The sequence below is a fragment of the Salinimicrobium tongyeongense genome (assembly GCF_026109735.1).
In the GTDB taxonomy this organism is placed as follows: Bacteria; Bacteroidota; Bacteroidia; order Flavobacteriales; family Flavobacteriaceae; genus Salinimicrobium; species Salinimicrobium tongyeongense.
In genome coordinates this window covers 779,185-803,427 of record NZ_CP069620.1, presented here as the reverse complement: position 1 = coordinate 803,427, position 24,243 = coordinate 779,185, and the positions used below count along the sequence as shown (strand labels likewise).

Genomic DNA, 24,243 nt, shown 5'->3' with positions numbered 1-24,243 from the left:
ACAATAAAAGATTATGGAAACAATACTTATAAATTTTCTTATCGTTCTGGCGTCTTTTCTTGCCATGGAAGGGGTCGCCTGGTTTACCCATAAATATATCATGCACGGGGTGCTCTGGACCCTCCACAAAGATCACCACAAAAAAGAGTCAAAAGGCTTTTTTGAACACAACGATTTCTTCTTCCTCATTTTCGCAATTCCCGGCATTCTTTGCCTTTACCTGGGCATGGAAGCAGGCTATAACTTTCTTTTCTGGATAGGCCTGGGGATCACTTTGTACGGGATGGCATACTTCTTTGTTCACGACATCTTTATTCATCAAAGGTTCAAGCTGCTGCGCAAGGCAGATAATGCATATTTTAAAGCCATTCGCCGCGCGCATAAAATGCACCACAAACACATTGGCAAAGACGACGGGGAATGCTTCGGAATGTTATGGGTGCCGTTAAAATATTTTAGGGAACAAAGACAAAGAAAAACAGCCTGATGCAATACACTTACCTGCTGGTCAATTTTTTTACCATCATCATTCCATTCCTGTTCTCTTTTCACCCTAAACTGAAGTTTCACAAAACCTGGGGCGCTTTTTTTCCGGCTGTGTTTCTTACCGGGCTCATTTTTGTGCTTTGGGATATGCTGTTCACCCAGCTCGGCATGTGGGGTTTCAACGAACGCTACCTCACAGGCCTTCAAATTGGCAACCTTCCAGTAGAAGAGGTGCTGTTCTTTTTTTGTATTCCGTATGCCTGTGTCTTTACTTTTCACTGTCTCGATTTGTTCCTGAAGAAAACCGGAGGCCCAAAAATGCAGAAAATCATCAGCCTTTGTCTTATAGCGTTCCTGCTTATTTTCGGGATTATTTTCTTCTCAAGAGCTTATACGGCTACCACCTTTATAAGTTTTGCACTTTTACTTTTGTACGCGCAGTTTATTCTGAAGATTTCATGGCTAACCAGATTTTACGTGATCTATGCCGTGCTGTTAATTCCATTTTTCATCGTGAACGGCGTACTTACCGGAAGCTGGATCGAGCAACCCGTGGTGTGGTACAATGCTGAAGAATTCATGAACTTTCGTGTAGGCACCATTCCTGTGGAAGATGCTTTTTACGGTGCCGAATTGATCCTGATGAACCTGCTCATCTACAGGTACCTTCTAAACCGAAGAAAAGCTGTCGCAGCCGCAAATTTAAAAACCACACTATTATGAATAAGACTTTACAAATCGCAAATATTATAGCATTCCTGCTTATGGTGGGGCTCAATTATCTCTCCAATACCGGGGCGATCAACGGCGAAACCATGGGGTCCGTTTCTGAAGAATATGAAAACCTGTTCACACCTGCCGGATATGCTTTTTCCATTTGGGGATTGATCTACCTGGGGCTTGCAGGATTTGTCACCTACCAAATTGCCACCACTCGAGGCAGGCAAATAGCAGCCACCATAGGCTGGTGGTTCGTGATCTCCTGTCTTCTTAATATCAGCTGGATCTTTGCGTGGCTAAACCATCTCACAGGGCTTTCGGTACTGGTGATGGCACTACTTCTCATTTCGCTGCTGGTCATTGTTTTCAAGACCAGGATGGAGCTCGACGACAAGCCGGTTTCAGAAATTGCTTTTCTCTGGTGGCCTTTTTCCCTCTATTCGGGCTGGATCACCGTGGCTTTAATAGCAAATACCGCTGCTTACCTTACAGACATTGGCTGGAATGGCTTCGGAATCTCAGAAGTATTGTGGACCCTCATAATGATCTTTGTAGCTACAATCATTAATCTCCTAATTACCTGGATACGCAATATGAGGGAATTCGCCCTCGTGGGAGTTTGGGGGCTGGTCGCTGTAGGGGTTGCCAACAAAGGGGATGAACCTCTTATTTTTTATACAGCTGTAGCTGCTGCTGCCGTACTTTTTATAAGTAGTAGCATCCACGGATACAAGAATAGAAAATACTCGCCATGGCAAAAAATGAAGGAGAAGAAGGCATAGCGGTTTGCTGGCTGCGAAGGGATTTGCGGTTGTTTGACAATACTGCGCTCTACCACGCCCTTAAAAGCGGCCTTCCGGTGCAGGTGATTTTCATTTTTGACCCTGCAATCCTCCAAAGCCTTCCGCAGAAAAAAGACCGGCGCGTAGCATTCATCCATCGGCAACTGGAGAAAATTAATGCTGAATTATCTCAGTTCGGGGCTAGCCTGTTTGTGCTGCATGACCTGCCGGAAAAGGCATTTGAAAAGCTCATTTTTGAATACCCGGTGAGAGAGGTTTATACCAATCACGACTATGAAGCCTATGCCCGAAGCAGGGATAAGGCAGTTTCAGATTTTCTTTTAGCTCATCATGTTCAGTTTCACAGCTATAAAGACCAGGTGATCTTTGAAAAAGAAGAAGTCCTGAAGCCAAATGGCACTCCTTATACTGTTTTTACACCCTATTCCAGGAAATGGAAAGAACAGTTGCAGCAAAATGGAGTTCCAGGTTTTCCTTCGGAAGATTATTTGCCTAAGCTGCTAAAAAAGCCAAATAAACCAATCCTCTCTTTAGCTGAAATTGGGTTTGAGACCACAGATCCTGAAGTTGCCGAAGCAGATCTTTCGGAAGAATTAATAAAGCACTACCACAAGAACAGGGACCTGCCTTACATTGATGGCACCAGCAGGGCCGGTGTACATTTAAGGTTTGGCACTGTAAGCATCCGTCACCTGGTGAAACAGGCGCTGCAACAGAATGAGGCCTGGCTCAACGAACTTATATGGCGCGAGTTCTTCATGATGATCCTTTACCATTTTCCTCATGTAGAGCAGCATAATTTCCGAAGAAAGTACGACCGTATCCAGTGGCGGAACAATGAGAAAGAGTTTGAAGCCTGGTGCAGGGGAGAAACCGGTTATCCCCTCGTTGATGCAGGCATGCGGCAGTTAAATGAGACCGGGTGGATGCACAACCGGGTGCGCATGGTGGTGGCCGGTTTTTTGTGTAAGCATCTTTTGATAGACTGGCGTTGGGGAGAGGCCTATTTTGCTGAAAAACTCCTGGATTACGAGCTGGCGTCCAACAACGGGAACTGGCAATGGGCAGCCGGGACAGGCTGTGATTCTGCCCCATATTTCCGGATTTTCAACCCCGAATCCCAACTGAAAAAATTCGACCCTAAACTGGAATACGTAAAAACCTGGATCAAAGATTTTAGGGCCGGCTACCTTGAACCTATCGTTGATCACAAATTTGCAAGGGCACGGGCCTTGGAGACTTACAAGAAGGCATTGAGTTGATTTGAGGATTTGAAAATTTATAAATTATAGTAATTTCAGGTCTTTACTACATAAAATTCTCTCGTCTCCCGTCTAATTACAAAATTCCCCTTTTTTTGATCTCCAGGTATTTGTTGATGGTATTTACCGTAAGATCTTCGGGGCGGGTTAAAACAGTCTGGATACCATGTTTTTGAAGTTCTTTTGCCATCAGGCGCTTGTCGTAGCTAAATTGTTCCGCGATGGTCTGGTTAAAGATATCGGTGACTTTTTTGGCTTCAGCACTAATGAAGGTTTCCAGCTCTACATTTTCAAAAAAGATAACTACAAGCAGGTGTTTTTTCGCTAAGGCTTTAAGGTAAGGCATTTGCCGGTGCAATGCGCTTAGGTGCTCAAAATTGGTATACAGCAGGAGCAGGCTTCGCTGTGCCAGCCGTCGGTTTATATGCGTGTACAAAAGTCCGAAGTCGGCATCCCGGTACTGGGTGTTCACGTTGTAGAGCGATTCGAGAAGCAGGTTCAAATGGGCTTTTTTGGAACTTGCAGGAACTATCTTTTCCATTTTGTTGGAGAAGGTGATCAATCCTGCTTTGTCTTTTTTCTTTAATGCAATGTTGGAAAAGGCCAGTGCACTGTTAATGGCATAATCGAGCAGCTTGAGGTTGTGAAATGGCATTTTCATGGTTCGGCCGGTATCTATCACCGAGTAAACGGGCTGTGAACGCTCATCCTGGTACTGGTTCACCATGAGGTTGCCCTGTTTGGCAGTGGCTTTCCAGTTTATGCTGCGCATATCGTCTCCCGTTACATAATCTTTAATTTGCTCAAACTCCATGGTATGCCCAATCTTCCTGATCTTTTTGAGACCGGGTTGGGAGATCTTTTTGTCTATCGCCAAAAAATCATATTTTTTCATCTGAACAAACGACGGATAAACTTTCAGCATCTGCTCTTTTCCGAATTTTTTGCGGCGGCGTACCAGTTTCAACGGACTCGATGCAAATACGTTTAAATTTCCGAAGAAATATTCCCCGCGCTCTACCGGCCGCAGCGAATAATTAAAAGATTTTGAACTTCCGGAAGCCAATTCCAGGAGGTGTGAAAAATCCCTTTTCTGGAACTGTACCGGGATCTCGTCTATAACTTCAATTCTGGTTTTAAAACCATAGATATTCCGAAGTAAAATTTCCAATTTATTTTCGTCACTGTTTGAAAACCTGTCGGGCAGAATTCTTTCGGCTTTAATTCCCGGGCTTTTAAAAAGTATGACCATATCGGCCAGCGTAACGAGGAGAAAGATCAAACTAAAAACCCACAATACCGGATAGAGCCACGGCAGCCAATAGGAAAACAGGAAACCTGCCGCAAGGCTAAAAACGATCACAAAGAACCGTTGATGGAGGTATAGTGACTTGAAGAAATGTACCAATTATCTCGGGATTTCTACAGAATGAGTGATCATATCAATGACCCCGGCTGTTGTACTGCCTTCCATTTCACGCTCGGGAGACAAAATGATGCGATGGCCCAGCACCGGTTCGAGAACTTTTTTAATGTCTTCGGGGATTACAAAATCCCGTCCGTCTACAGCTGCTACTGCCTTTGAGGCATTCATCACGGCAATGGAAGCCCGGGGGGAAGCACCCAGGTACAAATGCGGGTGGTTCCTGGTTTTGCCAATCACTTCGGCGATATAGCCCAGCAGTTTCTTTTCTATTCTTATTCCCTGGATCTGCTCACGAAGCAGACGGAGTTTTTCGGGGTCGAGCACAGCTTCGATCGTGTCCTGCGGAGCAACTCCCTGCCGCTCGTGGTGGGACTGTAAGATCTCAACTTCTTCTTCCATAGAAGGATAATCTACTTTGATCTTAAAGAGGAACCTGTCCAGCTGGGCTTCGGGCAGCGCATAAGTTCCTTCCTGCTCAATGGGGTTTTGGGTGGCAATGACCATAAATGGCGGTGGCATGCTGTGCCGGGTGCCATCTATGGTGATTTGTCGCTCTTCCATTACTTCAAAAAGGGCGGCCTGGGTCTTGGCCGGGGCGCGGTTAATTTCGTCTATAAGAACTATGTTCGAAAACACGGGGCCGGGTTTAAACTCAAAGTCTGAAGTCCTGGAGTTGAGTACCGAAGTCCCCAGCACGTCACTGGGCATAAGGTCGGGGGTAAATTGTATCCTGCTAAAACCTGTTTTGAGGGTTTTGGCAAACAATTTTGCGGTGATGGTCTTTGCCACCCCGGGAACCCCTTCAATAAGAACATGCCCATCGGCGAGCAGGCCCACAATGAGAAGTTCTATAAACTTTTCCTGGCCTATGATGATTCCTGAAAGCTGGACCTTCAAACTTTCTACGGCTTGTTTTAATTCGTCCAGCGGAATGCGGTTCTCAAAAGTGATCTCGTCGTTCTTTGGTTCTTCGTTTTCCATTTAGTTCTTTTTAAAAGCCGAAATGGCCTTGTTTAACTCCAGCAATTCTTTTTTTGAAATCAGGTTTTTTTTCTCAAGTCTCTCCATGAGTTGCCATAATTCTTCCACATCTTTTTTGGTGTTGCCGCTCATTGCTGCCACCCGTTCATAAAAATCGGGGTTTGGCTCGTTGGTCGCAACCCGGTAATTTGAGCGCACATATTCCAAAAATAACTTAATCTTTTTTGATGTGATGTTTTTATAATCTGCGCGATCAAGGTAAAGACCTGCGATAGTGCGGGTAAAATCGAGCGTCTGATTTTTAAGGGGTTCTATAACCGGGATACTGCGCTGCTTGCGCTTGCCTTCAAAAATGATGAACAGCAGACTTCCAATAATCACAAAATAATAAGCCCAGCGAAGGGCTTTGCTGTTAAGGATCACAAACAGCGGCGAGGTGTAAAAGGTCTTGCCGGTTTTGTAGTAATGGTCCCAAAAAAAGGTTTTTTGAGGGGGAAGATAGGCCAGCACGTTTTCAGCGTAACGGGCGTTTTTATCCTGAAGCAGGAAATAATTGCTGAAGGCTTTAGGGGTAGAGTGCAGGTAAACCATTCCTTTTCCTACCGTATCTCTCAAAAAGTTGATTTTTGGATCAGAAATTTTTGCTGAATCTTTCTGAAGCTGGGTAACTCCCAACACATCTTTAGGTAAAGAATCTGAAGTGATAAAAATATCCTGATAAGCCTCTTTATCAAACAAGAACGGGCTGCTGCTCTTTAGTGCATCATCTTTGAGGTTCAGCAAAGGTTTGGAAGAAATGCCTTTTTGGGGAACCAGGGTCTCCATTTTCAGGTTTAGGGTGTCCAGGAGGTTCTGGCCGAAATTTTCGGCAATGAAAAATGCCGTATTCCCACGGGCTACCCAGCTCAAGATCTTTTTTAGCTCCTGCTGGTCAAAACTGAGGCTGTTGTTCAGGAAAAAATACGTGCCGCTAATGGTGGAATCACTAAGGAACTCGTATGGTGGCACCTTCACTTCCCGCAGCTCCAGGTTTTGCTGTTTCAGGTTCTCAAAAAGCACTTTTGTACCCAGCGGGTTCTTGTCTACGGCCGCATAACTGGGGCTCCAGTTAACGGGTTCGGGTTCATTTGCTTCCAGCCAGGTGAGCACAGCCAGCAGCAGGACCAGCAGGGCGAGAGTGATCTTATAGGCTTTGCTCATGCTGGGGTTGTATTAATGTTTCGGTGCTAACGAATTCAGATTTGATCTTTTCATAATCTGCGGTCGTTGTGGTAAAATTTCCGTACCACACAAAATCATAAATGCGGTTAAGCCTTTTAAATTTATTCCGAAGTTGTAGGTCCTGAATTTCGGCCAGGTATTCTTCATCGGTTTTGGCTGCATTGTAGCTCACAAATTCCTTACGCGATAATTGCTGAAGGATGTACAGGAAGTGATACCGTATGGCCAGCCGGTAATTTTTGGCTGCCACGGCTTTTTCGATCATCTTCCTGATGTCTCTGGTCTTGATGATCTTTTCTTCTTCGCTAAAATGTATATTTCCGCCGGCAGGGGTGCCAAAAATGGCATTTTGGGGAGCCAGTTTTGAGAAGAGGTAAAGCACAAGCGCAAGCAACAGGCCGAGTAACAGGTAAGGCAGTATTTCGAGGAAAAAAGCGAGCAGGGGCGGGGCGTTATAATCGCCAAAGATCCACTCCATAAACCGCTGCCACTGTAAGCCCAAATACCGCTTAAACCTCGTCCACCAGTTATCTTCGGCTGCTGCTTCAGAATAATCGAAATCGGGGTCTTGTTTAAATTTTTTGAGGGTTTCTTCGGAAAAATTTAAAGGCACCAGCTCTTCTTCCGCAGATTGCATCGGGATTTCAAGCCCGCCGGCAACTACCGAAAGACTTATTCCGAAGAAAAAAATGAGGAAGAATTTTGCCATTTTTAAGACCCCAGGTTTGAAATGCGTTCGTAAGTACCTGTGGCATTCTTCTTTTCGTCAAGGTGGTAATAGATAAAAGCCGAAGCCACCACGGCCACCACCGAAAGCAGGTACTGGAAGATGGAAGAAAGCACGTTAAAAAACACGTACACCCAGTCTATAAGATCGCCGGGATTTGCCACACTGCCTTCCTGGGCCATGGTCAATCCTTTAATGAACATGTAGAGCATGAGTGGAAACTGGAATATAAGGCTAATGAGGTAAATGAGCAGGGTGATCACAAAAAGTGTGGCAAAGGTGTTCCACCAGTTGTCTTTGATAAGTTTGAAGGAATAGCTGATGGAATCTAAGATCGAGGTGCGGGCAAAAACGAGCATTGCGGGTGCCAGTGAAAGGGGAACCCACACATAGATTGCCGGGAAAAAGCAGAGAAAGAACGCAAAAACGGTGATTATACCTATTAATATCATAAGGCCCAGCATTTTTCCGAAGTCATTTTTTACGCCTCCTGCCACTTCTGAATGATCTACCACCCCCGAATTATTCATGTAGCTTTTAATGAAATGCAGCACGGTGTTGTAGAGGAGTATGTAAAATGCCACCATGGCGGAGAAAATAATGAATACTGAAATGACCATCATTTCTATGTTGATCTGCGAAGTATCATCTAAAAAAGGATTTGAAAAAATATCAAGGCCCAGGTAGGAGTAATAACCTATTCCCAGGATGAGGATCACAAAAACTGGGCCTGTGATCTTAAAAATATCCCTGAACAGGGGTTTGAAATTTTCCCGGATGAATTTGAAGGTATCTGAAATAATATCTCCCAGCTCACGCTGTTTACGAAATTGGATTGGTTGGTGCATTTGGTGTTTTTCGATATAAAATAATTGGATAAAAGACGTAGTAAAACAGAATGAGCAACAGGGAGCTGGCAATAATAAAGATCGCCAGCCAGTCGGGCATTTCAGTATGTCGGGTCACAAAGCCTTCGAGAAATCCGGCGACTACAAAGAAGGGCACGGTGCTAATCACGATCTTGAGCCCGGCTTTAATTCCTTTAACGAAAGAAGTGAGGCGGGAGTAGGTACCCGGAAAGAGGATGCCTTTCCCAACCACCAGCCCGGCGCAGGCGGCAACAATGATCACCGAAATTTCTATGGTTCCGTGAATCCAGATGGTCCTTACCGATTCCCAAAGCAGGCCTTTTTCATAAAAGAAATACTGAAATGAGCCCAGCATAATGGCATTTTGCATGATGATGAACAGGGTTCCCAAACCGGCAAAAATTCCGAAGACGAAAGCCATCAAAGCCACCCGCACGTTATTAATGGTGATTCCCAGGAACATTTCCATTTCCCCCATTTTTTTGTAAACGGCCATGGGATCATCACTGGCAATATTCTCAAGGGTCATATTCACATAAGCATCGCCCAGGATTGACCGTACAAAAGCGCCGTCACTGGCGGCTGAAAAACTTCCGGCGGCCACAAATAATACAAATACCAGGAAAGCCAGCAGCAGCTGCTTTTGGTACTGGTAAAATTCAAGTGGGAATTCTTCAGTAAAAAAAGTGAGGAACCTGTTTCTGGATTCCTTTTTATTGCGGTAAATCTTTTGGTGAGCCTTTGAAGACAGGCCGTTGAGGTATTTGTGCGTGTTGCTGCCGGGATAAAAAGTCTGGGCGTAGCTCAAATGGTCGGTAACCTCGAGGTAGAGGGTAGACAGCTCGGCGGGAGGCAAAACTACATTATTTTGCAGGGCGCTTTCAAATCTTTGCCATTTATCCTTATTTTGCTTTACAAAAGCGGCCTCGCGCATTCTTTGCTATTTTGTCTCAAAGAAACATATTAAATGGATAATTTTCAAATTGAAACTGCTCAAAATATTAGCATTACACAAAATGTTGCGGGCGTAGGTGAGCGTATTCTTGCATATCTTATTGACGGCCTTTTGATGCTGGCTTATGTGATAATTGTTATCCTGCTCATGGGCGGGCTTGACGCTAATGCAGGCCAGGAATGGCTTTTTATAAGCGTGGTGTTTTTGCCTTTACTGCTTTACTTTTTATTGTGGGAAAGTTTATGGAACGGGCAGTCGCCTGGCAAAGCGGCTTTACAGCTTCGGGTGGTGAAACTTGACGGCTCAAAACCTGCTTTTTCAAATTACCTGGTGCGCTGGTTGCTGCGAATTATTGACATTAGCATGACCAGTGGAAGTGTGGCCGTAGTTACTATCTTGCTCAACGGGAAAGGGCAGCGGTTGGGAGACCTGGCGGCAGGTACCACGGTAATTTCTGAAAAAATGAAAACCGGCCTTGAAAATACCCTGCTGGTAAATGTTCCTGATGATTACCGGCCGGTATACCCGCAGGTGACCATGCTTAAAGACCGCGATGTGCAGGAGATCAAAGATATTTACAGGTTGTCGCTCCAGGGTTCCAATTACCGGGTGATCCAACAACTTTCGGTAAGGGTGTCAGAAATACTTCAGGTGGCGCCCCGCGAAAAACCCGTACAATTCTTAAAAACGGTACTCAAAGATTACAGTTACTATACGAGACAGTAATTAAATTAGTCGATGATTTCCATTTCAATGTGAATGTTCCGCAGGGGCCACTCACTGTCATCGGTTGGGACTTTGTTGATCTCGTCTACCACGTCCATTCCTGAAATTACCCTTCCAAAAACCGTATGGTCATTGTTGAGGTGCGGTGCACCATCGGGATCCTGCACTATGTAAAACTCATAAGGGGAGGAGGCCTTGCTCACGTTTTGTTCGGCGTACTTGGCGGCTGCCAGGGCTCCTCGTACATGACGGTGCCCGGCATCAAACTCGCTGGGGATTAAAAAATCCCCAATGTGGTGCCTTTTGATGTTGGTATCGGGGTTATCAGAATTTCCACCCTGAATGACAAAGCCTTCATCTACCCTGTGAAAGAAGGTGCCGTCGTAATAATCCTGGTTTACCATATACAGGAAGTTGGCGCGGTGTAAGGGCGTGTCGCGAAACAGTTCCACATCAATATTTCCAAAGCGGGTTTTTATGCGCACCCTGTTCTCATCGTGTTCTTTCGCGTACTTCATGAGAAAAGGGATGAGTTCTTCCTGCACCAGGAGCGGGCCTTCCCTTTTTTCCTTTTCTTCTTCTTCGGCTTCCACCACTTCCTCGACTTTGGTGTTGTCTACCCGCGCGGAATCTGGTTGAACAGGTTCTTTCAGCATAGTTTCCACCTCATTTTTTGTAGAAGATTTTTTATCTTCACAACCTGCAAGAATGGCTGTGGCCAGTATCAATATCAGGAAAAAGTTATATCTCATGAATTTTCAGGATTTTCTTAATCTAAGTCCGAATTTAAGGAAAATTAATCTTCCGGGCGAAGAGGCGCACTTCAAATTGGCTCCCATGCTTAGGATGAAGGAGCTCGAAAACCTGAATATTGATAAGCAAAACCCAAAGCAGGCGGCGGTATTATCGGTGTTTTATCCGGGGAGAGAAGGGGAGACGCGTTTTGTTTTGATCCTGCGGAAGACCTACCAAGGGGTACATTCAAACCAGGTAGGCTTTCCCGGCGGCAGGGTAGAAATTGAAGATCACGACCTGGCTCATACCGCTCTTCGTGAAACAGAAGAAGAGGTGGGAATTCCACAGTACGAAGTAGAAATACTGCGGGAAATGTCCCGGCTTTACATACCGCCAAGCAATTTTTGGGTGCACCCTTTTATGGGAGTAATGAAGAAGACTCCGGTACTGGTGCCGCAGGAAGATGAGGTAGAAGCTGTTTTGGAGATAAAGCTGGAAGATTTTATGAGCGATTCCTGTTTGATCAAGGAAACTTTGTCTACTTCATATGCCAAAGAGATAGAAGTGCCGGCCTTTTTGCTCAACGGGCATGTAGTTTGGGGTGCTACCGCCATGATGTTGAATGAAATGAAAGATATCCTTAGGCAGCTGCTGTAAGCTTTAATTAAGTATCTTTGTTGTTTCGTTAAAATGTCAGGGAACAAATGGGGATATTGAAAAAAAATCCTTTTGGGCACTATCTTTACATAAAAAAATGGCTCATCCGGATCTTCGGAGTGCTTTCACACAGGCGATACAGGGGATTTAATGAACTGAAGATCGAAGGATCTGAGATCATTAAAAATCTGCCCGATAACAATGTGCTCTTTGTTTCAAACCACCAGACTTACTTTGCCGATGTTACGGCCATGTTCCACGTTTTTAACGCTGCTTTAAGCGGAAGGGTAGATTCTATCAAAAACGTGGGCTATATATGGCAGCCTAAGCTCAATATTTATTACGTGGCGGCCAAGGAAACCATGAATGCAGGCCTGCTCACCCGAATTATGGCTTACGCCGGGGCAGTTTCGGTAGAGAGAACCTGGCGCGAAAAAGGAAAAGAAGTGCAGCGCGAAGTAAACCCAAACGATCATAAAAATATCGGGACAGCTTTAGAAGATGGATGGGTGATCACTTTTCCGCAGGGTACAACGAAACCTTTTAAGCCCATCAGGAAAGGCACCGCACACATCATCAAGCAGTATAAACCTATAGTGATCCCAATTGTTATTGATGGCTTTAGGCGTTCTTTTGACAAAAAAGGATTGCGGATACGCAAAAAAGGCATTTTACAGACCTTTCAGATCAAAGAGCCACTGGCTATTGACTATGATAATGAAACTATTGAGGAGATCGTTGAAAAACTTGAATTTGCTATAGAACAGCACCCTTCTTTCTTAAAAGTAATACCCCAGGAAGAGCTGGAAGCTATCGAAGCCCTCAACAAAACCCGGCAGTGGGAATATTAAAAAAGTATTCAGTGCTCAGTGCTCAGTGCTCAGTGAGCAGTTTTATCATTTTTCAGATGGCGGCGACTTTCCACTGTGCCTAATTTTTTAAACATTCAATATTCAATATTCAATATTCAATATTCAATAAAAATATTGATTGCTCAGTTTTTCCATCCCTTCAAATGCTGCAGATTTACAATCTGTGCCGGGATTAAAATTATATCTCCAGTCTTTTCAGCTCCCTGTAATTTCTTTTAAGCCGGCCTAAAAGTATTCCGTAGATCAACCTGTAAAACAGCCAGAGGGCAAGCAGGAATACGCCGAGGATGATACAGGCCAAAACCGCAAATTTAATCCAGTCTACGGCATCAAAAGTGTACTTTGAAGAATCGGTTACTTCCTGCACCAGCTGGTGGTTTTTGATGGTATAATAGGTGATGATCACCGAATACAGGCCGGTAGAAATAAGAATGTAGGCGATATAAGTCTTCACCGTTTTACGGGTTCTAAGAATATTTTTCATGAGGGTGGCAGCGTCATCTGTAGACGAAATCCTCCTGTAATTGCGGTAGAAGCAATAGATAAAGTAAAAGGTGATAAGGTAGCTCACCACGTACATTCCAATCTGTATCTTCTTAAGGTGCAGTTGTTCCATTTGCTCCCAGTAATCGGCATCGGCCAGGAAAAGAGTGAGCAAAGACGAAAGCAGTAGTTCTATAATGCTAATTACAAAGATCCATTTCACGATAGAAGACGACTTCTTCCAGATCATTTTGTAAATGTCATTATACGAAAGCTTCGGAAGGCTTTCTTCCTGCTTTTTCCAGTTTTGTTTTAAAAATTCAAGTTCATCCATATGGTAGGTGCTACGGATTTAAAATATTTCTTAGGGCCTTTTTAATTCTGTTCATCTTCACGCGTGCATTGACTTCAGATATCCCCAGCATTTCCGAAATTTCCCGGTAAGACTGGTCTTCCAGGTATAGAAAAACCAGAGCCTTGTCGATATCATTCAATTCTTTGACCGCTTTATACATTAACTGTAGCTGTTTTTCAACCTCATCGTTATAATCATCTGCTTTAATTTTGAAACTAACCTCGTCATAATTCTGTGTGCGCAACTCTTTTTTAGACTTTCTATAGAGCGTAATAGCCGTATTGAGAGCAACCCTGTACATCCAGGTGCTAAATTTTGAATCACCTCTAAATTTGGGGTAGGCGTTCCAAAGTTGAATGGTAATTTCCTGAAATAGGTCATTGTGAGATTCCTGGTCATTGGTATACATACGGCAAATCTTGTGCACTATGTTCTGGTGCTTTTCAAGATTGCTCACAAATTCATGTTCCAGTTCTTTCTTCACAAGGTTGTTTAGGCTCTAGGTTAGTAGTGAAAGTAATCATCTTGTTACAATTCCCTTAAAATTTATTAATCTTCTTTTTATTCTGCGGAAAGCTCTAACTTTGAAAGAAAGGCTGATAAAAGATGAATATTCCCATTTCTAAATACCCTCGTGTGGTCATAGTAGGTGGTGGTTTTGCAGGAATTTCAATTGCAAAGCACCTTTTAAAGGAGAAATTACAGGTGGTTTTGCTAGACCGTCACAACTATCACACCTTTCAGCCTTTGTTGTACCAGGTGTCCACCTCGGGCCTCGAACCCGATTCCATAGCCTACCCTCTGCGAAAGATCACCCGCCACAGTACAGACGGTTATTTCAGACTCACCGAAGTTCAGCGCATTGTTCCTGAAGAAAATAAAGTCATCACCTCTATTGGCGAGCTGGCTTACGATTACCTGGTACTTGCCACGGGTTCCCGCACTAATTTCTTCGGAAATGAGAGTATTCAGAAAAATGCCATGTGGATGAAGACCATTCCGCAGGCCCTCAATATTCGCAGTTTGATCCTTGAAAATCTTGAACAGGCCGTAATCACACCAGATCCCGTAAAACGGAAGGCTTTGCTCAACTTTGTGATTGCCGGTGCCGGCCCCACGGGGGTAGAACTTTGCGGTGCCATTGCCGAAGTGCGCAACCACATCGTGCCCCGCGATTTTAGGGACCTCGATCCTTCCGAAATGAAAATCCATCTCATTGAGGGGCTAGACAGGGTTTTGCCGCCAATGAGCCCCGAAGCTTCCAAAAAAGCCGAAAAATTCCTTAAAGATCTCGGGGTAGAAATCCACCTCAACGTGATGGTACAGGAGTACGACGGTCAAAAAGTGATTACAAACAAAGAAGACCTTTCTTTTAATACATCAACTTTTATATGGGCGGCAGGTGTTTCGGGTGCGCCGGTAGAAGGTCTAAACGCCTCGGCTGTGGTAGATAAAGCCGATAGGTACGAGGTCAATGTCTTTAACCAGGTAAAGGGTTATGAAAACATCTTTGCCATTGGAGACATTGCGTTGATGAGCAATGAAGAATTTCCCAAAGGCCATCCCATGGTCGCCCAGCCCGCCATCCAGCAGGGAAAACACCTGGCAAAAAACCTGAAACACATCCTGAAAGGGGAAAAAATGGAACCCTTTGTTTACAACGACAAAGGTACCATGGCCACGGTGGGAAGGAACAAAGCCGTGGTAGACCTGGGCAAACTCAAATTTGGCGGCTTTTTCGCCTGGTTCATCTGGATGTTTATTCACCTGTATTTTCTTGTAGGTTTTAGAAACCGGCTCATCACCTTCTTCAACTGGGTGTACAATTACGTCAATTTTGACAAAGCGGCCCGGCTCATCATAAGGCCTTTCAAGAGTAACAAAGAAAACCTGGAAGTAGATCAGAAAAAGGTGTGATGCAGCAAAAATATTTGTGAATTAGTAGCAGACTTTTCTATACTCTGCCAGGGCCACGAATTCACTCATAATACCAGCCCAGTTAAAGATCCTGGCTCTTTCCCTAAATGAAATATCTTCTGCGGAAATTCCCTGCGGAATTTTTATGCTGAAATGTTTAAATACTCAGGGAAGGGTTTTATGCTGTATTAATGGGTTATAGCCGAAGCTTTTCTTTTACCGGAAATTATATGGTATGATAAAAGACAGTGAAAATAGCAGAAGCTTTCAAAAATGGCATTTTTGAAGCCTTTTATGCTGCATCTAAAAGTGATATGGCTGAAGTTTGACAAAAGGAATGGCATTTAGGAAACCTCTGGAACCAGCCTGAAAAAATCGAATTAGAAGAACCGGTTTTAGTTAAATATTGTAAAGTTAACCAGCAAATTTCAGGAGATGAATATCAACAGCACCAGGAATATGAAAAAAGCAGCAACCAGGCAATGATCAGACCATACTTCGAATGTAGTCGCCTTGTCTTTGTCGTCAGATTTTCTTCTTGGAGCACTCATAGGGATTCATTTTTAGGTTAATGCTATAAAATCGTCTTAAAGATTTCCTATAAAATTAGGATTTTTTTGTGCTTTAACCAACTTTTGCCCTGTTAAAACTCTGAATTTGAGAATAAAACCTGAAAAGAGCATTTTCCTATTTTAATAAACTTAGTTAAAATTTTTAGGCTATGAGCTGCATGAGAGCATAGAGCAGCCGGCTTTGGTTTCTGCCCATTCCGGACGTTTTTTTACAAGCTCATCAAAGCCCTCAGTTGCATACGGCTGCTTCATCGCTTCCTGTAATCTTAGGAACAATTTACTTTCTCCCTGTTCCAGCTCTTCTATAGCCTGGTGGAGCAGGTAATTTCTTAGAATGATGCGTGGGTTAGCCTCATTCATAAGCTTCTTCCTGTCCATTTCCGAAAGGCCGGCGTTTTTTCTCAATTTTTGGTATTCTGTAAGTAAGCCGACAAACTCTTCCTGATCTTTTGGCTGCAGCTCATTGTAAAATGAAGGCTGAAAATGCTTCATTATTTGTTCAGCATCTGCTTTAAGAGGCATTTCAGCTAAAAGTCGGTAGAATATGGTCATATCAGGCTGAATAGCTGAAAGCACTGCTTCAAACCTTGCGATGATCTTCCTTTCATCTTTTCCGGGATTTGTAAAGCCGAGTTTTTTGCCCATCATGTCGTAATAATAATTCCAGAAGATCTGTTCATAAGAGTCCAGTGCATTTTCAAGCCCTTCGGTATCATCAAAAAGTACCGAAAGAGCATTGGCGAGCCTGCCAAGGTTCCAGTAACCTATTGAGGGCTGATTCCCAAAAGCATAGCGGCGGCCGGGGAGATCGGTGGTGTTAGGGGTGAAGTTGTGATCGTAATGGTCAAGGAAAGAGAACGGCCCGTAATCAATGGTTAGCCCCAGAATAGACATATTATCAGTATTTATCACTCCGTGGACAAATCCCACCCGCTGCCACTCGGTCATCAAAAATGCCGTTTTATCCACCACTTCCCCGAACCAGGCAAGGATGCGATCTTCTTCCGTAAGATGCGGAAAATATCGGTCAATGGTCCAGTCTATCAGGCGCTTCAACTTATCATTTTCCCCCTGGGCAGCCAGTAACTCATAGTTTCCGAAGCGCAGGAAAGAGGGTGCCACACGAGTAACAATTGCTCCGGGTTCATATTCAGGATTTCCATTATAGAACATATCGCGCAGCACTTTGTCTCCGGTCTCCACTAAAGCCAACGCCCGGGTGGTGGGAATCCCCAGGTGGTGCATGGCTTCGCTCATCAGGTATTCCCTAACCGAAGATCGCAGCACTGCCCGCCCATCTGCATGCCTCGAATAAGCGGTTGGCCCTGCACCTTTTAATTGCAGTTCAAAAATGCCATTTTTGGCACCCCATTCTCCCAAAGTGATGGCGCGTCCATCGCCCAGCTGCCCTGCCCAGTTGCCAAATTGATGGCCTGCATAACAGGCTGCATAAGGTTTCATAGAGGCTGTTACCTTATTGCCGGCGAGTATTTGGACATCTTCAGGGAAAGGATCGGCTATTCCAAGTTCTTCAGCTAAATTTTTAGACCATGCCAGTAGTTTTGGTGCAGCAACCGGGGTGGGTGTGGCCGTGCTGTATAATTTCCCGGGAGTTTGCCGGGGAGTGCGGTCGCCGCTGTCATCTCCTTCAAAGTGCCTGGTAAATTGGTTCTGGAATTCTTTTTCTGCTATACTGCTCATTTTGCATTTTTTTTCCAAAATACAAAACTTTTCAGCAGGGTCTAAAAGAAGCTTTTTTCCGAAGAGAAAATATGCCTTACAAAATGTGGAGCAGCAGAAGTGAATAGTAAGAATTTTCTTTAGAAAATTAACAGCAGCTTATGCAATGTCAGGAAATTAAGTTAAACCTAAATTAAAAAGTATTTTGGACAGCCTGATCTGAATTATTTTTAGAAAAAAATTGAAAGAAAATGATCTCATACCAAAGTAAAAACGACATTCAGAATCAGGTGTTCAACCTGTTGCCGCACCAGATTGAAGAGTGCAGGGAGTGCGATAAACTTCCCGCCTCTCTTGAAGAACTTATTAAACACAACTACCAGGCTGCTTTTGTATGCTATGACAAAAAGACGAACAGCATAGAAGTAGGTGTGGAAAATGAAGAAGAAAATTCACCTTATCCTGAAATCAAGGTGCACAAGATCCCGCTGGCAAAAGCTGTGGCAAATCTTCGGAAAACCTTTAAAAATAGTGATGCCGACCTTAAATTCTACGGAAAAATTCTGGCCGGTTACGGCTCCTCTTCACAAGTTGAAGATGTAGTGCTGGTATAACAGCTTAAAGGGTTTAAAAATAAAGCCTTCCGGAAATATTTTCGGGAGGCTTTTTTTATGGAAAGACCCTCAAGCCTTTTATCTTTGCCATTTCCACTACATTTAGCCGCAATGAATCCAGTCAATTTTATTTTAAGCCGCACGGGCCTTCCGAAGAAAAGCGTTGAAAATACGCTTCAGTTACTAAAGGAAGATGCCACTATTCCTTTTATTTCCCGTTACCGTAAAGAAATGACGGGTAATTTAGATGAAGTGCAGGTTGCACAAATCGTGCAGTTCCATACGGAATATGAGGAGCTTGAAAAAAGAAAAAAAGCAATTTTAAAATCCATTGCAGAGCAGGAGGCTTTAAACGAGCAACTGGAATCAAAAATCTTTGCTGCCGGGAATATGGTAGAGCTGGAAGATCTTTACCTGCCATATAAGAAAAAGCGAAAAACCAGGGCCGATTCTGCCCGTGAACTTGGGCTTGAACCTTTAGCAAAGATACTGATGGCCCAGAATTCAGGAGATGCAGAAGCTGCAGCCCGAAAGTTTGTCACTAAAGATGTTGTTGATGTTGCCGCCGCCTTGCAGGGTGCTAAAGATATTATTGCTGAATGGATCAATGAGCACCAGGGAGTGCGGAACCGGCTTCGCAGGCAATTTGAAAAAAAGGCGATGATCACTTCTAAAGTGGTCAAAAAGAAAGCAGAAGAGGAAGATGCGCAAAAGTTTCGGAATTACTTTGAGTGGGAAGAAAAGCTGAATTATATCCCTTCTCACCGGCTATTGGCCATTCTTAGGGCAGAAAAGGAAGGTTTTGTACGGGTGAAAGTTGAAGTGGAGCATGAGGAGTCTTATAGAATTGTATCTGGATTTATTTTGAAATCCCAACGAAATTCCTGTACCCCACATATAGAAGAAGCCATTGATGATGCCCTTAAGCGATTGCTATTTCCGGCACTTTCAAACGAAGCTTTATCGGCTGCTAAAGAGAAAGCTGATGCAGAAGCCATAAAGGTCTTTGCCGATAATCTCAGGCAGTTGCTGCTCGCGCCCCCTTTGGGCAGCAAACGGATCCTGGCGCTGGATCCCGGTTTTAAATCGGGCTGTAAATTGGTGTGCCTTGACGAAAAGGGAGATTTGCAACACAACGAAACTATTTTTCCACATGCGCCGCAAAGAGAAACTGCGCTGGCTTCAAAAAAGGTAAAATCCCTGGTCAATGCTTATAATATTGAAGCTATAGCTATTGGGAACGGCACGGCTTCCCGGGAAACCGAATTCTTCATTAAAAAAATCCTTTTCGACAGGGATGTGCAGGTTTTTGTGGTGAATGAGGCCGGCGCTTCGGTATATTCGGCTTCAAAAATAGCGAGGGCCGAATTTCCGAATTTTGACGTTACCGTGCGTGGCGCTGTCTCTATTGGCCGCCGTTTGGCCGATCCTCTGGCCGAGCTTGTAAAGATCGATCCAAAATCTATAGGGGTAGGGCAGTACCAGCACGATGTAGACCAGGCCAAGCTAAAAAGCGAACTAGATCGCGTAGTGGAGAGTTGTGTAAATGCCATAGGTGTGAACCTGAACAGTGCAAGTGCGCCTTTGCTGAGCTATGTTTCGGGCATTGGCCCGTCTTTGGCCGATAACATCATTAATTACCGCAGGGAAAACGGGGAATTCTCTTCCCGGAAAGACCTGCTGAAAGTGCCGCGCCTTGGCGCAAGGGCTTTTGAACAGGCAGCAGGCTTCCTGAAGGTGCCGGGTTCTAAAAATCCGCTCGATAATTCAACGGTGCATCCCGAAAGTTATTCCATTGTAGAGAAAATGGCGGCAGATCTCGGGCTTGAACTAGAAGAACTTATTGGCAACAAAAAACTCATTTCAGAAATTACTCCTGAAAATTACATTTTTGACAGCGTAGGTTTGCCCACCATTAAAGACATTTTGCGCGAGCTGGAAAAACCGGGAGTAGATCCGCGGAAGTCGGCAAAAGTATTCGAGTTCGATCCTAATGTGAAAAGCATTAGCGACCTCAAACCCGGATTAAAGCTACCGGGAATTGTCAACAATATCACCAACTTCGGGTGCTTTGTTGATATCGGGATCAAGGAAAGCGGACTCGTACATATCTCCAAACTGAAAAACGAATTTGTGAGCGATGTAAACTCGGTCGTAAAACTCCATCAACACGTACAGGTAACCGTGATGGAGGTAGATGAGGCCAGAAAGCGGATACAACTATCTATGATCGACTAGCTGAAGGTAGAACTCAACGAAGTTAGATTTTAGAAGTAAGATAAAAAGGTTAGATTTTAGAAGTACGAAGGTAGAACTGGGAAAGCACCAATTTCCAGGCACCAAATTCCAAATTTCTAAGATAGTCTTGGAATGGCAGCCGGGATGAATTTTCCGCAGAAAGAGTCAGGTTTTTTTGCCCTTTTTGGCACCTTATTCAGCCGACTTTTTTCGGATCCTGTTGCAGGAGCTGGTATTTTTTCTGTCTTGCTTTCCAACGCTCCATCGCGTACTGCTGCATGTCTTCTACCCGGTCTTTTTCGTCTACAATTTCAAAACCGAGTAAGGTTTCAATAATATCTTCAAGAGTAACGATACCATCAATACCTCCGTATTCATCAACTACAAGAGAGATCTGTTCTTTTTTGTGAAGCAATTCTTCCCAAACCCTAAAAAGAGTGTCGGTTTCGGTAAAAGTTGAAATATTTCTTCTAATATCCTTAAGTTTCAGGTGGAACTGGTCTTCGGCCAGCTTTTCAAAAACCATTTCCCTAAAGACATAGCCGGTGACATTTTCTCTGCTCTCACTGTACACCGGGATTCGGGAGAAGTGGAGAAATTCTTTGTTGACCAGAAATTCCTGCAGGGTCATTTCTTCATTGGCCAGTACTACTACGATTCGTGGTGTCATGATCTCTGAAATCCGTATGGTTTTAAGTCGGATAAGGTTCTGAATGATCTTATTCTCTTTATCGGCAAAAATCCCTTCTTCTGTTCCAATAGAAGCTAAAGCCGAAATTTCTTCACGGCTGGTGGTTAGTTCCTTTTCTTTTCGGGATAAAAATCTGGTAAGAAAGAGAGACATGATCACCAAAGGATAAGTAATCACTATCATGAGCCTGATTACTTTAGTGGTAAATCCCATTAATTCTTTGCTGAAGTTGGCACCTAATGTTTTAGGAATGATTTCGGTTAAGATGAGGATAAGAATGGTCAATACAGCAGAAACAATCCCAAAGTAGGCTTCACCGAAAACAATTGTGGCCTGGGCACCCACGCCGGCGGCACCAACGGTGTGCGCTACCGTGTTGAGTGAGAGTATCGCCGAAAGTGGCCGGTCTACATCCTCTTTTAATGAGAGGAAATTTTTGGCAGTTTTACTGCCCATTTCTATTTTGGCCTTTACATAAGAGACCGGAGTAGACAGTAATGCTGCCTCTGCAATAGAACATATAAAAGAGGTAAAAAGGGCAATAAACAGGTAAGTCAATAGGAGTCCCATAACTATAAGTGGTAAATTATAAAGTAATTATGTAGAATAACCTGAACTCTTTAAAGATAAAAGAGAGCAATCAGGAAATTTAAAGTCAAAAAGAATGAAATAAGAAGAAGGGCAAAGACGGGAAAGGCCTTTAAAACTCGTATCGCAATTATCGGGGTCAGGGTCCATATGATAATAATTTCAGTAAGCTTCTGAAGATCATCAGGGTTTTGGAGCAGAGGTTTAATTATTTTAGGTGCCTGCTGCTATTCTTTCAGAATCTACTAAACTGAGTGCAAAGATACGAAGAATTTCATATTCAGAATAAAAATTCTTCAGGAAGGGAATGGATAGCATAAAATGAAGAAGAACTCGAAAAATGAAAATTTCCGTTGCCAGGTTTGCTAATTCCCGACAATATTTTGCATGATCATTTTGGCGTGAACCCTCGAATTTTCTATAAACCACTTATGGGTTTCGGTGCCGCCACAAATTACTCCGGCGAGGTATATTCCTTTAACATTAGATTGCATGGTTTCAGGATCGTACTGCGGGATTTTTTTACCGTCCTGTGAAAGGTTTATCCCGATGTTTTTCAGAAATTCAAAGTTAGGCCTGTAGCCGGTTAGCAGGAGTACCCAATCATTTTCCAGTACCTGTTCCCCATCTTTTGAAGTAATAATTACTTCAGTTTCTTTAATCTCTTTGATTTCAGCATTAAAAACGGCTTTTATGCTGCCTTCATCAATCCTGTTGTCAATATCGGGTTTTACCCAGTATTTTACACGTTCCCCAATGGCAGGGCCTCTAACCACCATTGTGACATCCCCACCTTTACGGTAGATCTCCAGGGCGGCATCAACAGCCGAATTGCTTGCGCCTACCACTATAGTCTTTTGAGTGGCATAAAAGTGAGGATCGGCATAGTAATGAGCCACTTTTGGAAGATCTTCCCCGGGAATATTCAGGTAATTTGGGATGTCGTAAAAACCTGTGGCAATAATGACATTTTTGGAAGTATAAGTGGCTTTAGTGGTGTTTACTTTATGCAGCTTATCTTCAGGTTCTATTTTTTCTACCCTCTCAAAAAGGTTAATTTTAATATGGTTTGAGGTAACAATTCTTCTGTAGTATTCGAGAGCTTCCTGTTTGTGAGGCTTTGGATTGGTGCTTATAAAAGGGATTTCGTCCAGCTCCAGCTTTTCGGAAGTTGAAAAAAAGGTCATATTGGAGGGGTAATTGTACAGCGAATTTACCAGCGTTCCCTTCTCTAAAATGAGATAGGAGAGGCCGTTCTTTTTTGCCTCTAGGGCACAGGCTATTCCAATTGGGCCTCCGCCAACAATAATGACATCAAATATGTTTTCTGAATTAGGAGTTGACAAGATCTTTAAGTTCTTTGATGGTTTGGGTTGGGTTTTCAGCTTTAAAAACAAAACTACCTGCAACTAAAACATCGGCCCCGGCCTTTACCAGCTGTGCCGCATTTTTACTGGTCACGCCACCGTCTATTTCAATAAGCGTGGGTGCGTTGTTGCGCTCTATGATCTCCTTGAGCTGCGACACTTTTTTATAAGTGTTCTCGATAAAACTTTGCCCTCCAAAACCGGGATTCACACTCATCACGCATACCAGGTCAATATCCTGAATGGTGTCTTCTAGCAAACTCACGTTGGTGTGCGGATTAATAGCCACTCCGGCTTTCATGCCTTCTGCTTTAATGGCCTGAAGCGTTCTGTGAAGGTGGGTACAGGCTTCGTAATGTACCGAAAGGTTATTAGCTCCCAGTGCAGCAAATTCTTTGATGTACCTGTCTGGATCTACAATCATGAGATGTACATCAATGGTTTTCTTCGCATGCTTCTGAATGGCGGCCAAAACTGGCATTCCGTAGGAAATATTCGGAACAAAAACACCATCCATGATATCTATGTGAAACCAGTCGGCTTCACTGTTATTTACCAATTCAAGGTCACGCTGAAGGTTTCCGAAGTCGGCGGCTAAAACCGAAGGGGCTATCAATCTTTCTTTCATGTAGATTTTTATTGTGTTGCAAAAGTAACAAGAATTATGCTAAAAGGCTTAGCCGGAAAAGGGGGAATTGCTGTATGAAGTTTTTTGTATCTTTAAGTAACTATCAACCTAAAAAAGCATTTATGGAAGTAGAAGAAAGAAGTGAAAAAAGGAGTTACGGTAAAATGGGCTGTTTTATAGCCGTTATCCTTCTGGTCATTATTGTTATTCTTATAGCTACGGGAGTGATCAACTTTAGCTGGGAACAGTAGATTTTCTTAGGAAAAATTCTTTAGCACATACCTAACCGGACTCTGGATTGAGGGATCCAGTTTTTCCACATATGAAGAATAATAAGCCATTTTCTCGCCATCATAAGTGGCATCAAGGCTCAAAAATTCTTCTTCGTACCTGCTGAATTTAGAATTTTCAATTTCTTTTTTAAAAATGGGGATGAGGTTTTGATGTCTCCCGTCCTCTTTGATCTTCTCAAAAAGTATGGTGACGGTTTTTTTATCCCCTTCGAGTACCTGGAAGAAATTTCCGTTTGAAAAAAGGAGGATTCCGGTAATCTGGTCATCGTTGTTATTGCTGGAGCTGAGTTTTAGGATATCTTCAATTTCTGAATCTGAAATTTCCGGGGCAGCTGTACTTACATAGCAAATTGCGTACTTCATCATGCGAATTTTAT

Annotated in this window: 25 protein-coding genes; 11 read left to right on the top strand and 14 right to left on the bottom strand. The window is 43.6% G+C overall.

Features of this window, described 5'->3' with window-relative positions:
• Window positions 1–13 precede the first annotated feature (13 nt).
• From JRG66_RS03490 to JRG66_RS03475, 4 genes are read left to right on the top strand one after another with little or no spacing between them, the layout of a single operon-like run.
• A complete protein-coding gene (locus tag JRG66_RS03490) occupies window positions 14–487 on the top strand; it encodes a sterol desaturase family protein (protein ID WP_265164361.1) in 474 nt (157 codons plus the stop codon).
• Window positions 487–1,209 carry a lycopene cyclase domain-containing protein gene (locus JRG66_RS03485; protein ID WP_265164360.1) on the top strand — a complete coding sequence of 241 codons (723 nt, stop codon included), beginning with the start codon at window positions 487–489 and terminating at the stop codon, window positions 1,207–1,209. Before JRG66_RS03490 ends, JRG66_RS03485 begins: the two co-directional genes overlap by 1 nt.
• Window positions 1,206–1,988, top strand: a complete 783-nt coding sequence (locus JRG66_RS03480) for a TspO-related membrane protein (RefSeq protein WP_265164359.1) — start codon at window positions 1,206–1,208, stop codon at window positions 1,986–1,988. Before JRG66_RS03485 ends, JRG66_RS03480 begins: the two co-directional genes overlap by 4 nt.
• On the top strand, window positions 1,958–3,271 hold the full coding sequence (locus tag JRG66_RS03475; RefSeq protein ID WP_265164358.1) for a cryptochrome/photolyase family protein: 1,314 nt from the start codon (window positions 1,958–1,960) through the stop codon (window positions 3,269–3,271). Before JRG66_RS03480 ends, JRG66_RS03475 begins: the two co-directional genes overlap by 31 nt.
• A gap of 76 nt (window positions 3,272–3,347) precedes the next feature.
• On the opposite strand, the gene JRG66_RS03470 is transcribed toward JRG66_RS03475, so the two are convergent.
• From JRG66_RS03470 to JRG66_RS03445, 6 genes are read right to left on the bottom strand one after another with little or no spacing between them, the layout of a single operon-like run.
• Entirely contained in the window at window positions 3,348–4,634 is a 1,287-nt protein-coding gene (locus JRG66_RS03470) for a DUF58 domain-containing protein (RefSeq protein WP_265164357.1), read from the bottom strand.
• Window positions 4,635–4,679: 45 nt separating this feature from the next.
• A complete protein-coding gene (locus JRG66_RS03465; protein WP_265164356.1) occupies window positions 4,680–5,678 on the bottom strand; it encodes an AAA family ATPase in 999 nt (332 codons plus the stop codon).
• On the bottom strand, window positions 5,679–6,878 hold the full coding sequence (locus tag JRG66_RS03460) for a DUF4350 domain-containing protein (protein WP_265164355.1): 1,200 nt from the start codon (window positions 6,876–6,878) through the stop codon (window positions 5,679–5,681).
• Window positions 6,862–7,608, bottom strand: a complete 747-nt coding sequence (locus JRG66_RS03455; protein WP_265164354.1) for a hypothetical protein — start codon at window positions 7,606–7,608, stop codon at window positions 6,862–6,864. The genes JRG66_RS03460 and JRG66_RS03455 overlap by 17 nt, the downstream gene beginning before the upstream one ends.
• 2 nt (window positions 7,609–7,610) lie before the next feature.
• On the bottom strand, window positions 7,611–8,474 hold the full coding sequence (locus JRG66_RS03450) for a hypothetical protein (protein ID WP_265164353.1): 864 nt from the start codon (window positions 8,472–8,474) through the stop codon (window positions 7,611–7,613).
• Window positions 8,449–9,429 (bottom strand): stage II sporulation protein M, encoded by a 981-nt coding sequence (locus tag JRG66_RS03445; RefSeq protein ID WP_265164352.1) that lies wholly within the window; start codon window positions 9,427–9,429, stop codon window positions 8,449–8,451. Before JRG66_RS03445 ends, JRG66_RS03450 begins: the two co-directional genes overlap by 26 nt.
• A gap of 33 nt (window positions 9,430–9,462) precedes the next feature.
• Between JRG66_RS03445 and JRG66_RS03440 the strand changes: the two genes are divergently transcribed.
• Window positions 9,463–10,176: an RDD family protein gene (locus JRG66_RS03440; RefSeq protein ID WP_265164351.1), complete on the top strand. Its 714-nt coding sequence runs from the start codon at window positions 9,463–9,465 to the stop codon at window positions 10,174–10,176.
• Between the two features lie 5 nt (window positions 10,177–10,181).
• Here JRG66_RS03440 and JRG66_RS03435 read toward each other — a convergent pair whose 3' ends face one another.
• Window positions 10,182–10,928 (bottom strand): peptidylprolyl isomerase, encoded by a 747-nt coding sequence (locus JRG66_RS03435; RefSeq protein ID WP_265164350.1) that lies wholly within the window; start codon window positions 10,926–10,928, stop codon window positions 10,182–10,184.
• On the opposite strand from JRG66_RS03435, the gene JRG66_RS03430 reads away from it, so the two are divergent.
• Window positions 10,927–11,568: an NUDIX hydrolase gene (locus JRG66_RS03430; protein ID WP_265164349.1), complete on the top strand. Its 642-nt coding sequence runs from the start codon at window positions 10,927–10,929 to the stop codon at window positions 11,566–11,568. The two genes, JRG66_RS03435 and JRG66_RS03430, sit on opposite strands and share 2 nt — an antisense overlap.
• A 47-nt stretch (window positions 11,569–11,615) precedes the next feature.
• The gene (locus JRG66_RS03425) at window positions 11,616–12,419 is read left to right on the top strand and encodes a lysophospholipid acyltransferase family protein (RefSeq protein WP_265164348.1); all 804 of its coding nucleotides are present in this window, start codon (window positions 11,616–11,618) and stop codon (window positions 12,417–12,419) included.
• A 199-nt stretch (window positions 12,420–12,618) separates the two neighbouring features.
• Here JRG66_RS03425 and JRG66_RS03420 read toward each other — a convergent pair whose 3' ends face one another.
• Together JRG66_RS03420 and JRG66_RS03415 are read right to left on the bottom strand one after the other, a co-directional pair.
• The gene (locus JRG66_RS03420) at window positions 12,619–13,257 is read right to left on the bottom strand and encodes a DUF8845 family protein (RefSeq protein WP_265164347.1); all 639 of its coding nucleotides are present in this window, start codon (window positions 13,255–13,257) and stop codon (window positions 12,619–12,621) included.
• A gap of 10 nt (window positions 13,258–13,267) precedes the next feature.
• Window positions 13,268–13,762 (bottom strand): RNA polymerase sigma factor, encoded by a 495-nt coding sequence (locus JRG66_RS03415; RefSeq protein WP_265164346.1) that lies wholly within the window; start codon window positions 13,760–13,762, stop codon window positions 13,268–13,270.
• A gap of 122 nt (window positions 13,763–13,884) precedes the next feature.
• On the opposite strand from JRG66_RS03415, the gene JRG66_RS03410 reads away from it, so the two are divergent.
• A complete protein-coding gene (locus JRG66_RS03410) occupies window positions 13,885–15,195 on the top strand; it encodes an NAD(P)/FAD-dependent oxidoreductase (protein ID WP_265164345.1) in 1,311 nt (436 codons plus the stop codon).
• 719 nt (window positions 15,196–15,914) lie between these two features.
• Here the strand turns inward: JRG66_RS03410 and JRG66_RS03405 are convergent.
• Complete coding sequence (locus JRG66_RS03405; RefSeq protein WP_265164344.1) at window positions 15,915–17,468, bottom strand: protein adenylyltransferase SelO; 1,554 nt, start codon at window positions 17,466–17,468, stop codon at window positions 15,915–15,917.
• Window positions 17,469–17,698: 230 nt separating this feature from the next.
• On the opposite strand from JRG66_RS03405, the gene JRG66_RS03400 reads away from it, so the two are divergent.
• Together JRG66_RS03400 and JRG66_RS03395 are read left to right on the top strand one after the other, a co-directional pair.
• A complete protein-coding gene (locus JRG66_RS03400) occupies window positions 17,699–18,061 on the top strand; it encodes a hypothetical protein (RefSeq protein ID WP_265164343.1) in 363 nt (120 codons plus the stop codon).
• Window positions 18,062–18,172: 111 nt separating this feature from the next.
• Window positions 18,173–20,299, top strand: coding sequence for a Tex family protein (locus JRG66_RS03395; RefSeq protein ID WP_265164342.1), 2,127 nt, complete (start codon window positions 18,173–18,175; stop codon window positions 20,297–20,299).
• 196 nt (window positions 20,300–20,495) lie between these two features.
• Here JRG66_RS03395 and JRG66_RS03390 read toward each other — a convergent pair whose 3' ends face one another.
• The 3 genes from JRG66_RS03390 to rpe form a co-directional block, all read right to left on the bottom strand.
• Entirely contained in the window at window positions 20,496–21,560 is a 1,065-nt protein-coding gene (locus JRG66_RS03390; RefSeq protein WP_265164341.1) for a CNNM domain-containing protein, read from the bottom strand.
• A gap of 383 nt (window positions 21,561–21,943) precedes the next feature.
• The gene (locus tag JRG66_RS03385; protein ID WP_265164340.1) at window positions 21,944–22,924 is read right to left on the bottom strand and encodes a YpdA family putative bacillithiol disulfide reductase; all 981 of its coding nucleotides are present in this window, start codon (window positions 22,922–22,924) and stop codon (window positions 21,944–21,946) included.
• Window positions 22,911–23,573, bottom strand: coding sequence for a ribulose-phosphate 3-epimerase (gene rpe / locus JRG66_RS03380; protein ID WP_265164339.1), 663 nt, complete (start codon window positions 23,571–23,573; stop codon window positions 22,911–22,913). Before rpe ends, JRG66_RS03385 begins: the two co-directional genes overlap by 14 nt.
• Window positions 23,574–23,695: 122 nt before the next feature.
• Here rpe and JRG66_RS03375 point away from each other — a divergent pair, with 122 nt between their 5' ends.
• Window positions 23,696–23,824, top strand: a complete 129-nt coding sequence (locus JRG66_RS03375; protein WP_265164338.1) for a hypothetical protein — start codon at window positions 23,696–23,698, stop codon at window positions 23,822–23,824.
• Between the two features lie 6 nt (window positions 23,825–23,830).
• On the opposite strand, the gene JRG66_RS03370 is transcribed toward JRG66_RS03375, so the two are convergent.
• Window positions 23,831–24,232 (bottom strand): BLUF domain-containing protein, encoded by a 402-nt coding sequence (locus JRG66_RS03370; protein ID WP_265164337.1) that lies wholly within the window; start codon window positions 24,230–24,232, stop codon window positions 23,831–23,833.
• Window positions 24,233–24,243: the final 11 nt, after the last annotated feature.

Coding starts and splice junctions, on each gene's coding strand:
- JRG66_RS03490 (WP_265164361.1), top strand. CDS start 14: ATGGAAACAATACTTATAAATTTTCTTATCGTTCTGGCGTCTTTTCTT.
- JRG66_RS03485 (WP_265164360.1), top strand. CDS start 487: ATGCAATACACTTACCTGCTGGTCAATTTTTTTACCATCATCATTCCA.
- JRG66_RS03480 (WP_265164359.1), top strand. CDS start 1,206: ATGAATAAGACTTTACAAATCGCAAATATTATAGCATTCCTGCTTATG.
- JRG66_RS03475 (WP_265164358.1), top strand. CDS start 1,958: ATGGCAAAAAATGAAGGAGAAGAAGGCATAGCGGTTTGCTGGCTGCGA.
- JRG66_RS03465 (WP_265164356.1), bottom strand. CDS start 5,678: ATGGAAAACGAAGAACCAAAGAACGACGAGATCACTTTTGAGAACCGC.
- JRG66_RS03460 (WP_265164355.1), bottom strand. CDS start 6,878: ATGAGCAAAGCCTATAAGATCACTCTCGCCCTGCTGGTCCTGCTGCTG.
- JRG66_RS03455 (WP_265164354.1), bottom strand. CDS start 7,608: ATGGCAAAATTCTTCCTCATTTTTTTCTTCGGAATAAGTCTTTCGGTA.
- JRG66_RS03450 (WP_265164353.1), bottom strand. CDS start 8,474: ATGCACCAACCAATCCAATTTCGTAAACAGCGTGAGCTGGGAGATATT.
- JRG66_RS03445 (WP_265164352.1), bottom strand. CDS start 9,429: ATGCGCGAGGCCGCTTTTGTAAAGCAAAATAAGGATAAATGGCAAAGA.
- JRG66_RS03440 (WP_265164351.1), top strand. CDS start 9,463: ATGGATAATTTTCAAATTGAAACTGCTCAAAATATTAGCATTACACAA.
- JRG66_RS03430 (WP_265164349.1), top strand. CDS start 10,927: ATGAATTTTCAGGATTTTCTTAATCTAAGTCCGAATTTAAGGAAAATT.
- JRG66_RS03435 (WP_265164350.1), bottom strand. CDS start 10,928: ATGAGATATAACTTTTTCCTGATATTGATACTGGCCACAGCCATTCTT.
- JRG66_RS03425 (WP_265164348.1), top strand. CDS start 11,616: ATGGGGATATTGAAAAAAAATCCTTTTGGGCACTATCTTTACATAAAA.
- JRG66_RS03420 (WP_265164347.1), bottom strand. CDS start 13,257: ATGGATGAACTTGAATTTTTAAAACAAAACTGGAAAAAGCAGGAAGAA.
- JRG66_RS03410 (WP_265164345.1), top strand. CDS start 13,885: ATGAATATTCCCATTTCTAAATACCCTCGTGTGGTCATAGTAGGTGGT.
- JRG66_RS03405 (WP_265164344.1), bottom strand. CDS start 17,468: ATGAGCAGTATAGCAGAAAAAGAATTCCAGAACCAATTTACCAGGCAC.
- JRG66_RS03400 (WP_265164343.1), top strand. CDS start 17,699: ATGATCTCATACCAAAGTAAAAACGACATTCAGAATCAGGTGTTCAAC.
- JRG66_RS03395 (WP_265164342.1), top strand. CDS start 18,173: ATGAATCCAGTCAATTTTATTTTAAGCCGCACGGGCCTTCCGAAGAAA.
- JRG66_RS03390 (WP_265164341.1), bottom strand. CDS start 21,560: ATGGGACTCCTATTGACTTACCTGTTTATTGCCCTTTTTACCTCTTTT.
- rpe (WP_265164339.1), bottom strand. CDS start 23,573: ATGAAAGAAAGATTGATAGCCCCTTCGGTTTTAGCCGCCGACTTCGGA.
- JRG66_RS03375 (WP_265164338.1), top strand. CDS start 23,696: ATGGAAGTAGAAGAAAGAAGTGAAAAAAGGAGTTACGGTAAAATGGGC.
- JRG66_RS03370 (WP_265164337.1), bottom strand. CDS start 24,232: ATGATGAAGTACGCAATTTGCTATGTAAGTACAGCTGCCCCGGAAATT.